Annotated in this window: 9 protein-coding genes; 6 read left to right on the forward strand and 3 right to left on the reverse strand. The window is 74.2% G+C overall.

Features of this window, described 5'->3' with window-relative positions:
* Positions 1-91 precede the first annotated feature (91 nt).
* From BZL64_RS23310 to prcB, 6 genes are all read left to right on the forward strand, one after another.
* Entirely contained in the window at positions 92-487 is a 396-nt protein-coding gene (locus tag BZL64_RS23310; protein WP_086771147.1) for a nuclear transport factor 2 family protein, read from the forward strand.
* Between the two features lie 67 nt (positions 488-554).
* Positions 555-1,316 (forward strand): beta-phosphoglucomutase family hydrolase, encoded by a 762-nt coding sequence (locus tag BZL64_RS23315; protein WP_086771148.1) that lies wholly within the window; start codon positions 555-557, stop codon positions 1,314-1,316.
* Positions 1,313-3,658: a glycoside hydrolase family 65 protein gene (locus tag BZL64_RS23320; RefSeq protein WP_086771149.1), complete on the forward strand. Its 2,346-nt coding sequence runs from the start codon at positions 1,313-1,315 to the stop codon at positions 3,656-3,658. Before BZL64_RS23315 ends, BZL64_RS23320 begins: the two co-directional genes overlap by 4 nt.
* A gap of 107 nt (positions 3,659-3,765) precedes the next feature.
* Positions 3,766-5,262, forward strand: coding sequence for a hypothetical protein (locus tag BZL64_RS23325; RefSeq protein WP_086771150.1), 1,497 nt, complete (start codon positions 3,766-3,768; stop codon positions 5,260-5,262).
* The gene (locus BZL64_RS23330; RefSeq protein ID WP_086771151.1) at positions 5,259-6,203 is read left to right on the forward strand and encodes a lysylphosphatidylglycerol synthase domain-containing protein; all 945 of its coding nucleotides are present in this window, start codon (positions 5,259-5,261) and stop codon (positions 6,201-6,203) included. The genes BZL64_RS23325 and BZL64_RS23330 overlap by 4 nt, the downstream gene beginning before the upstream one ends.
* 78 nt (positions 6,204-6,281) lie before the next feature.
* The gene (gene prcB / locus BZL64_RS23335) at positions 6,282-7,139 is read left to right on the forward strand and encodes a proteasome subunit beta (protein ID WP_086771152.1); all 858 of its coding nucleotides are present in this window, start codon (positions 6,282-6,284) and stop codon (positions 7,137-7,139) included.
* A 9-nt stretch (positions 7,140-7,148) separates the two neighbouring features.
* Here prcB and BZL64_RS23340 read toward each other — a convergent pair whose 3' ends face one another.
* The 3 genes from BZL64_RS23340 to BZL64_RS23350 are packed head-to-tail and all read right to left on the reverse strand — an operon-like array spanning position 7,149 to position 10,248.
* Positions 7,149-7,880, reverse strand: coding sequence for a Type 1 glutamine amidotransferase-like domain-containing protein (locus BZL64_RS23340; RefSeq protein ID WP_086771154.1), 732 nt, complete (start codon positions 7,878-7,880; stop codon positions 7,149-7,151).
* 38 nt (positions 7,881-7,918) lie between these two features.
* Positions 7,919-8,878: a hypothetical protein gene (locus tag BZL64_RS23345; RefSeq protein WP_086771153.1), complete on the reverse strand. Its 960-nt coding sequence runs from the start codon at positions 8,876-8,878 to the stop codon at positions 7,919-7,921.
* Positions 8,879-8,889: 11 nt separating this feature from the next.
* Positions 8,890-10,248: an APC family permease gene (locus BZL64_RS23350; RefSeq protein ID WP_244205454.1), complete on the reverse strand. Its 1,359-nt coding sequence runs from the start codon at positions 10,246-10,248 to the stop codon at positions 8,890-8,892.
* Positions 10,249-10,275 lie beyond the last annotated feature (27 nt).

The following is a 10,275-nucleotide window of genomic DNA, read 5'->3' on the forward strand; positions in this document are numbered from 1 at the left end:
CGCGCGCGGGGCAGCAGATCGTCGTAGGTCAGCACACAGCAGAGTGTCGCAGTCTTGAAGGGAACCCGGACGGCGAGAGAGGGAGGACGAGGTGTCGGAGGACGAGAGGCGGATCCGCGCGCTGATCACGCGCTGGGCCGACGCGGTGCACCGCGGCGACCTGGAGGCCGTTCTCGCCGACCACGCCGAGGACCTGCGGCTCTACTACGTGACCCCGCCCCACGAGGGGCTTCGCGGCCTCGCCGCCTACCGGGCGCTCTGGCCGCCGTTCTTCGCGTGGCAGGCGCAGGGCGCACTCTTCGAGATCGACGTCCTGGACGTCGCCTCCGGCCCCGAGGTCGCCTTCGCGCACGCCCTGCTGCGCTGCGGCACGCCCGAGGAGCTGGCCGAGCGGCCCACCCTGCGGCTGCGGCTGACGTTCGGCCTGCGCAAGCGGCGCGGTCGCTGGGTGATCACCCACGAGCACCACTCGTTCCCGCACGACTGACGCCGCGGCGCCGCCATGTGGCGCTCGCCACCCGGTGCGGATCCGGCGGACGGGGAACGGGTCCTGTATGACGACGACGCTCGGTCTCCCGGACACGATCCAGGCCTGCCTCTTCGACCTCGACGGGGTCGTCACCCGGACGGCCGTGGTGCACGCGGCAGCCTGGAAGGAGATGTTCGACGCCTTCCTGCGTGAACGCGACGGCGCGCGGTACCGCCCCTTCGACTCCTCCCACGACTACGACGAGTACGTCGACGGCCGCCCGCGCGCCGACGGCGTCCGCACCTTCCTCGACTCCCGCGGCATCCACCTGCCCGAGGGCGGCCCGGACGACCCGCCGGACGCGGCGACGGTCCACGGACTCGGCAACCGCAAGAACGAACTGCTGCTGGCGAGGATCCGCACCGACGGCGTCGAGGCCTACGACAGCACCCTGGGCTACCTGCGGGCCGTCCGCGCGCGGGGCCTGCGCACCGCGGTCGTCTCCTCCAGCGCCAACACCCGCGACGTGCTGCGGTCGATCGGCGCCGAGGACCTGTTCGAGGTACGCGTCGACGGCGTGGTGGCCGCCGAACGCGGCCTGCCCGGCAAGCCGCACCCCGACACCTTCCTCGCCGCCGCCCGCGACCTCGGCGTCCCACCGGAGCGGGCCGCCGTCTTCGAGGACGCGCTGGCCGGCATGGACGCGGGACGCTCCGGGCACTTCGGGTACGTCGTGGGCGTTGACCGGGTGGGGCAGAGCGACGCCCTGTACGCCCACGGCGCGGACGTCGTCGTGAGGGACCTGGCCGAACTGGCCGACCCGGCCGACCTGGGGGAGCACGAGTGATCACCGACCGGTCCTACGCCGTCGAGCCCTGGTGCGTGCGCGAGACGCGCCTCAACCTCGACGTCCTCGCCCAGAGCGAGTCGGTGTTCGCCCTGTCCAACGGGCACATCGGCTGGCGCGGCAACCTCGACGAGGGCGAACCCCACGGCCTGCCCGGCACCTACCTCAACGGCGTCCACGAACTGCACCCGCTGCCCTACGCGGAAGCGGGGTACGGCTATCCGGAGTCCGGCCAGACCGTCATCAACGTCACCAACGGCAAGATCCTGCGACTGCTCGTCGACGACGAGCCGTTCGACCTGCGCTACGGCCGGCTCGTCTCCCACGAACGCGTCCTGGACCTGCGCCGCGGAGTCCTGGAACGCACCTGCGAATGGACCTCGCCGGCCGGCTCGACCGTTCGCGTGCGCTCCACCCGGCTCGTCTCCCTCACCCAGCGCGCCATCGCCGCCATCGCCTACGAGGTGGAGGCCGTCGGCAGCCGCTCCCGCGTGGTCATCCAGTCCGAACTCGTCGCCAACGAGAGCCTGCCCGAGCCCGACACCGACCCGCGCGCCGCCCGCGCGCTGAAGTCGCCGCTGGAACCGGAGGAGGACGTCGCCGTCGGACAGCGGCTGCGGCTCGTGCACCGCACCCGGCGCAGCGGACTGCGCGTCGCCGTCGCCGCCGACCACACCGTCACCGGCCCCGAACGCACCACCACCGGCAGCGAGAGCAATGTGGACGTGGCCCGCCTCACCGTCACCTCCGTGCTGGAGCCCGGCGAGACGCTCCGGGTGGAGAAACTGGTCGCGCACGGCTGGTCCGGCGCCCGCTCCCGGCCCGCGATGAGCGACCAGGTCGAGGCGGCCCTCGCGGCGGCCGGACACAGCGGCTGGCAGGGACTCCTCGACGACCAGCGGGCCTGCCTCGACGACTTCTGGGCCGGCGCGGACGTGGAGGTCGACGGCGACGAGGAGATCCAGCAGGCCGTCCGCTTCGCCCTGTTCCACGTCCTCCAGGCCGGCGCCCGCGCCGAACGGCGGGCCATCCCCGCCAAGGGCCTCACCGGCTCCGGCTACGACGGCCACGCCTTCTGGGACACCGAGACCTTCGTCCTGCCCGTCCTCGCCTACACCGCGCCCGGCGCCGTGGCCGAGGCCCTGCGCTGGCGGCAGGCCACCCTGGACGCGGCCCGCGAGCGAGCCACCCAGCTCGGACTGAGCGGCGCCGCGTTCCCCTGGCGCACCATCGAGGGCTCGGAGGGGTCGGCGTACTGGCCGGCCGGCACCGCCGCCTTCCACGTCAACGCGGACATCGCCGACGCCGTCGTCCGCTACGTCGCGGCGACCGGCGACACCGACTTCGAACGGGACACGGGCGTCGAACTGCTCGTGGAGACCGCCCGCCTGTGGCGCTCCCTCGGCCACCACGACGCGCACGGCGTCTTCCACATCGACGGCGTCACCGGCCCCGACGAGTACAGCGCGGTCGCCGACGACAACACGTACACCAACCTGATGGCGCGGGCGAACCTCCTGTCCGCCGCCGAGGCCGTCGAGCGGCACCCCGGGGAAGCCGCCCGGCTCGGTGTCGACGAGGAGGAGTCGGCCGCCTGGCGCGACGCCGCCGCGGCCGTCCACATCCCGTACAACGACGAACTCGGCGTGCACGAACAGCACGCCGGCTTCACCCGCTACCAGCGCTGGGACTTCGACGGCACCCGCCCCGGCCAGTACCCCCTGCTGCTGCACTTCCCGTACTTCGACCTCTACCGCAAACAGGTCGTCAAACAGGCCGACCTGGTGCTGGCGATGTACACCTGCGGCGACTTCTTCGACGAGGAGCAGGTCGCCCGCAACTTCGCCTACTACGAGCCGCTCACCGTCCGCGACTCCTCCCTCTCGGCGTGCTGCCAGGCCGTCGTCGCCGCCCAGGCGGGCCATCTGCGGCTGGCCTACGCCTACACGGCCGAGGCCGCCCTGATGGACCTGGCCGACCTGGAGCAGAACACCCGCGACGGACTGCACATCGCCTCGCTGGCCGGCACCTGGATGGCGCTGGTCGCAGGGTTCGGCGGACTGCGCCGCGACGGCGACCGGACGCTGTACTTCTCGCCCCGCCTGCCGGAGGCGTTCAGCCGCCTCGCCTTCTCCCTCCAGTTCCTCGGCCGCCGCCTGCACGTGGAGGTCGGCCCCGACAAGGCCACGTACACCCTGCTGTCCGGGCCGCCGCTGACGATCGCTCACCACGGGATGCCGGTCCACCTCAACGGCGACGGACCCGCGGTGCGGCCCGTCCCGGCCGCACCCGTGCGCCCCGAACCGGAGCAGCCGAGGCACCGGAGGCCCCACGTCCGCTGACCACCGCGGGCACCCGCTCGCACAGCTGGCCGTATATCACCCTGCGTGCCCGGCCCTCACGCGTTAGTTTGGCCATGTTTTTCCGTTTACGGGGCGAGGGGTGGAGCATGGCCGAGGGCACGAACGCGACACTCGCCGGCGCGCGGCGGGGCGTGCCGGCGACCGTGCCCGGAGCGCCCTGGCGGGCGCCCGGTTCCTGGCCGCTCGCGGCCGTCGCCGTCGCCTTCACCGTGGCGCAACTCGTCCTGGTCGGGCCGGGCCTGGGCCTCGGCTGGGACGAGACGGTGTACGTCAGCCAGATCTCCGCCCAGGCACCGCCCGCCTTCTTCAGCGCGCCGCGCGCCCGCGGGGTGTCCCTGCTGGTCGCGCCGGTCACCTCCTGGTCGACGTCGACCGAACTGCTGCGCGTCTACCTGGCCGTCCTGTCGGGCCTCGGCCTCTACCTGGCCCTGCGGGTGTGGCGCGCCTTCTTCCCGCCCCGCGTCCTGGCCGTCGGCGGCGCCCTCTTCGCCTCCCTGTGGGTGACGCTGTTCTACGGCCCGGCGGCCATGCCCAACCACTGGGTCGCGCTCGGCGCCCTGATCTGCGTCGGCTGCTTCCTGCGGGTCCGCGCGGACCGGGCCGACCGGGCGGCCCTGTGGGGCGTCGCGGCCGGCGCCGCCCTCATGGCCTGGATGCGCCCCACCGACGCCGTCTGGGCCACTCTGCCCCTCCTCGTCCTGCTGATCCCGGCACGCAGTCTCCGCCTGGCTCTCGCCCTCCTGGCGGGCCTCGCGACCGGCGGCGGCCAGTGGATCATCGAGGCGTACCTCAGCCACGGCGGCCTCGGCGAACGGCTCTCCGAGGCCTCCCGCATCCAGGGCGGCCTCGGCTGGAACCTCGCCGTCGACGACCAGCTGCGCAGCCTGGTGGGCCGCACCCTGTGCCGCCCCTGCACCGCCGAGATGCCCCACCCGGTGATCGTGGCCTGGTGGTTCGCGCTGCCGCTGCTGGCCCTCGCCGGCCTCGCGGTGGCGGCCAGGGCCCGCCGCACCACGCCCACGCTGGTGCCACTGGCCTGCGCCGCGACCGCAGCCGTGCCGTACCTCTTCCTGATCGGCTACGCCGCCCCCCGCTTCCTGCTCCCCTTCTACGCGCTGCTCGCGCTCCCGGCCGCCGACGCCCTGTGCCGCCTGGTCACCGCGCCGCGAGGCCGCCTGCGCCCGGTCGTCGCCGCGGCGGTCGCGCTCGGCCTCGCCGGACATCTGGCGGTGCAGTACGTCGTCCTGGACCGCACCGTGGACCGCACCGCCGCCGACCGCCGCGGCTGGACCCGCACCGCCGCCGACCTGCACCGGCTCGGCGTCCGCCCGCCCTGTCTGCTCACCGGCACCGAGGCCATCCCCGTCGCCTACTACGCAGGCTGCTCCTCGGCCAACCCGCGCGGACACAACGTCAACATCACCGAGGCGGGCATCCTGCGCACCGCCGGCCGCGTCCCGACCGCCGCCCTCTCTCTGCCGGGCGCCCCGCCGCCGTCGTACGCCCGCGGCTGGCGGACCCATCCGTCCGCCGGGCTCGACGTGCACCTCGCGCCGTCACCGCCCGGGGACGGGACGCGATGACGGCCGAGCGGACCACCGTCAGGGCCGGCCGCGCGAACGGCACCTACTGGCGGACCGCGCTCAGCCTCGCCGTCCTGGCCACCGCCGTCTGGCTCGCCCACCGGCACTGGCCCGTCCTGCACACCGGAGCCGTGCGGCTCGCCGGGGCCGACCGGCGCTGGCTGCTCGCCGGGGCGGTGGCGGCGTCGGGGACCTGGCTGTGCGCGGCGGTCGCCCAGCAGGGCTCCGTCGTCCCACGGCTGCCCCGCGGGCCGCTGGTGGCCGCGCAGTTCGCCGCGTCCGCCGCCAACCACCTGCTGCCCGCCGGGCTGGGCGCGGGCGCCGTCAACGTGCGCTTCCTGATGCGCCGCGGACTGACCGCCGGGCGCGCCACGACCGCCGTCGCCGTCAAGGCCACGGCCGGCGCGGTGGCGCGCGCCGCCCTCCTCGTCGTGCTCGCCGCGGCCTGTCCGGGCCTGCTGCGGCTTCCGCCGGGCTGGGGCGGCTGGGCCGCCCTCGCGGTCGTGGCCGTCGGCGCGGCCGTCGTGGCGGCGCTGCGGCACCACGCCCGCTGCCGGGCCGCACTGACGGCCGTGTGGGCCGACGTCAGGGCCGTGCACGCCGTTCCGCGCCGGGCCGCGGCCCTGTGGGGCGGCTCGCTGGCCTTCGCCGCGCTGCACGCGTGCGTGCTGATCGCCGTCACCCGGGCCATGGCCCTGCCGCTGCCCGCGACGGAGGTGGCGCTCCTCTATCTCGCCGCCAGCGGCGCCGCCGCCCTGCTGCCCACACCGGGCGGCATCGGCTCCCTCGACGCGGCCCTCGGACTCGCCCTGGTCACCGCCGGGACACCGGCCGAGGAGGCCGCCTCCGCCGTGCTCGGCTACCGGCTCCTGACGCTGTGGCTGCCGCTCCTGCCGGGCCTGCTCGTGCTGGGCGTCCTGGTGCGGCGCAGGACCCTGTGACCGGCCTCGCACGTTTCCCGCACGCCCGCACCTGGTAGGACTCCGACGCGGGACGGCCCGGCGACGAGGGGGAGTGCCATGACGTGGAACGACGACGACGCTGGACGGCTGGGGGCCGCGTTCTTCACTCCCGGCACCGCGTCCTTCACCGATTTCCTGGCGGCCCACCGCCCCGAACTGCTCAGCACCCGCAGCGCCCTCCCGCCCGGCGTACGCGCCGCGCCGGATCAGGTCCCGCACGGCACCACCGTGCTGGCCCTCACCTTCCGCGACGGCGTCCTGATCGCCGGCGACCGCCGGGCCACCATGGGCAACGTCATCGCCCAGCGCGACCTGGAGAAGGTGCACCCGGCCGACGACCACACGGCCGTCGCCTTCGCCGGCACCGTGGGACTCGCGCTGGACCTGGTGAAGCTCTACCAGGTCGAGCTGGCGCACTTCGAGAAGATCGAAGGCACCGCGATGACACTGAACGCGAAGGCGCGCCGCCTGGCGGGCATGATCCGCGGAAACCTCGGCCAGGCCATGCAGGGCCTCGCCGTGGTCCCGCTCCTCACGGGCTACGACGCCTCGGCGCCCGAGGGCCGCCGGGGCCGCATCTTCAGCTACGACGTCGTGGGCGGCCTCTACGAGAAGCGGGACTTCCACGCCGAGGGCTCCGGATCGCCGTACGCCGGGGGCGCGTTGAAGAAGCTGTTCCGGCCGGGCATGGACCGGCGCGAGGCCGCGCTGGCCGCCCTCCAGGCGCTGTACGACGCGGCGGACGACGACTCCGCGACCGGCGGCCCGGACCTCAACCGCCGGATCTTCCCCATCGTGTCGGTCATCACCGAGGACGGCTTCGAGCGCCTCCCCGAGTCGGAGACGGCGGCGCTCAGCCACGAGATGATCGAGCAGCGGCAGATCCTGCCGGACGGTCCCCGCACGACTCCGTGACCGGCTCGCTCAGGCAGTGACAGGCACTTCGGTGGCACCGCCCCGGCCGTCCGCCTCCACCCGGTACAGGCGGGCGGCCTCCGTCCGGCCGACCGTCTCCGTCAGCACGCCGTCCGTGAACAGGGCGCCGACACCGTCGTCCAGGGCCCAGCCTGCGGGCAGGGCCCCCGAGGCCACCGCCCGGCGGTAGGAGGGGCGGCGGCCCGGCTCGCTGTCGTAGTGCGGGCAGACCGAACCGGGCAGCAGGCCCAGGCCGTCGGGGAGATGGGTCAGCGGGCCGAAGGAGTCGGTGTGGGAGCCCTCGGCCCAGCAGTTGGCGCCGGCGCTGATGCCGCAGAGCAGCGTGCCACGGTCGCAGGCCTCGGTGAGCAGCCGGTCCACGCCGTGTGTGCGCCACACCGCCAGCAGGTTCGCCGTGTTGCCCCCGCCCACGTAGACGACGTCCTGCCGCAGGAGGAACGCGCGCAGGGACGCGTCGTCCGGCTCGCGGCGGAACAGGCGCAGCACGGACGGCTCGCAGTCGAGCGCGCCGAACGCCGTCAGGAACCGGTCGACGTAGCCCTCGGCGTCGCCGCTCGCCGTCGGCACGAAGCAGACCTTCGGGCGGGCGGCGCGGGCACGGCCCAGCACCCAGGTGTCGAGCACCGCGTCGGCGTCGGTGGAGAAACCGCCTCCGAGGAGGGCGATACGGCGGGGGCCGCAGGGCAGGTCGGACACGGGCGCGTCGGAGGAAGCGGGCATGGCCCATTGTGGCGTGCGCGTGCGGGCCGTGGAGTCGCTCAGGTGCGCGGCGCCCACTGTGCTTGTCGGCGCGTGATCTGCTGCACCGGGTCCCCGGTGTACGACCACGGGGCGCGGGTGAAGCGGCGGCCCAGCATCCGCAGGAGCGGGGCCGCGACCTCCTCCGCGCCCGCCAGGCAGGCGGCGTGCGCCAGGTAGTTGACGTCGCGCAGTTCGCCGGGGGCCACCTCGGAGCCGGCGCGGCCCATGATCCAGCGCTCCCAGGTGCGGCGGACGTCACCGAGGGCGCCGTCGTGGTTCCAGTGCCGGCCGAGACTCACCGACGTGGAACCGCCGCCGGCCGTGTCGACGGCGTGCCGGTACTCCTCCACGCGCGCGTACTGCACCAGCACCGGCAGCGCGCAGCCCGCCGGGGCCGCCCCCGCCGCGTCCCGCGCGAAGTCGTACATCAGGCCGTGCGTGCCGTGCCAGCGCGCCGAGTAGTAGTGCAGCACCTGGAGGTGGCCCTCCATGCTCTGCGGGTCGCGCCGGTGCAACTCGTCCCACCAGCGGGCCAGTTCCTGCCGTCGTACGCCCGAGGGGTACAGCCGCGCCACCGAGATGAGCGAGATCCACGGCGTCGGATCGTCCGGTTCTGCCTCGGCCGCCGCGAGGCAGGCGAGCACCGCGGCGTCCACCCGGTGCTGGCCGATCGGCACCCCCCGGCCCGCCGCGATGGCCACGTTGAACGCGCGGGTGGTCTCGGTGGCCGCGCGCAGCACCAGCGCGTCCGCGCTGTGCGGCTCGGCCGCCAGCCAGGTCTCCACCGTCGAACTCCCCGCGCAGGCCTGTGCGAGGAGACGCATCCGGTGGCCGCGGGCCGTCCAGTTGGGGCCGGTGGCCCGCAGGAGTTCGCGCAGGCCCTGCCAGCGTCCGATGACGATGTCCTGCCGGGCGGAGGAGAGGGCGGTGTCCCCGCAGTCGGGGTCGAAGTCGGGAGCGAAACGGATCCGCGCCATCGGGTCCCCCTCTAGAAGTCGGTGGGGAGACCCTCGTGGGCGGCGGAGTGCGCGGGCACGGTACCTCCCGGCAGGTAGTCGGCGCGGACGGTCCGGGAGGCGTCCAGTCGGGCCGGCCGGTAGTAGTCGCTGCCCTTGCGCCAGTACCAGAGCATCGGCACCAGGCCCGCCGCGAGCCCGCCCAGACCGATCGCGATCGCCGCCGTGCTCAGCTCGCCGAGCGACTCCACGAAGATCCAGAACATGAACAGGGCGCCGCCCAGCGGCCACAGCCCGCCGAAGAGGAAGGCGCCGGGCGACTTCAGCAGCGTCCTGCGGTAGGCGACGACGGCCGCGAGGCCGGCCAGGCCGTAGTAGACGGCGATCTGGAGCCCGATCGCCGAGATCGCGTCGGAGAGGATCTCGCCCACCGAGCCCAGCGCGTTGGAGGCGACGAACATGCCCAGCGCCACCGCGCCGACCACGGCGATCGCCACCCACGGTGTGTTCCACGTGCCGTGCACCCGGCCCAGCGCGGCCGGCATCGTCCGGTCGCGGCCCATCGCGAACAGGGAGCGGGTGACCTGGATGAGGGTCGTCTCCAAGGTGGCGACGGTGGACAGCAGCACGGCCACGACCAGCAGTTTGCCGCCCCAGCCCGGCCACACCTCCTCACCGAGCACCGCGAGCACGTTCGCGCCGTTCTCCTCGACCTGGCGGGCGCTGAGGATGACGTTCACCGCGATGGTGAACACCTCGAAGAGGAGGAAGACGACGCCCACCCCGATCAGGCCCGCGAGCCCCGCCGTGCGCCGGCTGTCGCGGGTCTCCTCGCTGAGGTTGCTGGTCACGTCCCAGCCCCAGTAGTAGAACGCGGCCACGAGGGCGCCCGACGCGAACCCCGACACGCCGTCGAACTGGCCGAGGCCCAGCCAGGACCAGTCGAAGGCACGGGCGTGGTCGGAATGGAAGACCGCGAGGACGGCGAACAGCGCGAGGATCGCCAGTTCCACCCCCGACATGACGAGCTGCGCCCGCACGGTGAGCCGGGCGCCGCCCAGCACCACGCCCAGCATCAGCAGGAACCAGGCGGCGCCCACCACGGTGGACAGTGCCGTGTTGTCGGCCAGGCCCTCGTCGAACAGGGAAAGGGTCATCGACCCGGCCGGCAGCGAACCCGCCACCATGAAGATCGTCGTGGACATCACCAGCGCCCAGCCGCTGACGAAGCCGAGGAACGGGTGGAGCGTGCGGCCCACCCAGGAGTAGCTGGCCCCGGCGTTGACGTCGATCCGGCCGAGATGGCGGAACGCCAGCGCGATGCCCAGCATGGGTATCGCGCAATACAGCAGCGCCGCCGGACCCGCCACCCCCACCGCTCCTGCCAGCACCGCGGTGGTGGCGGGTCCGGCGGCGCT

Origin of the sequence: Streptomyces bobili, assembly GCF_002154575.1 — a bacterium.
GTDB lineage: Bacteria > Actinomycetota > Actinomycetes > Streptomycetales > Streptomycetaceae > Streptomyces > Streptomyces bobili.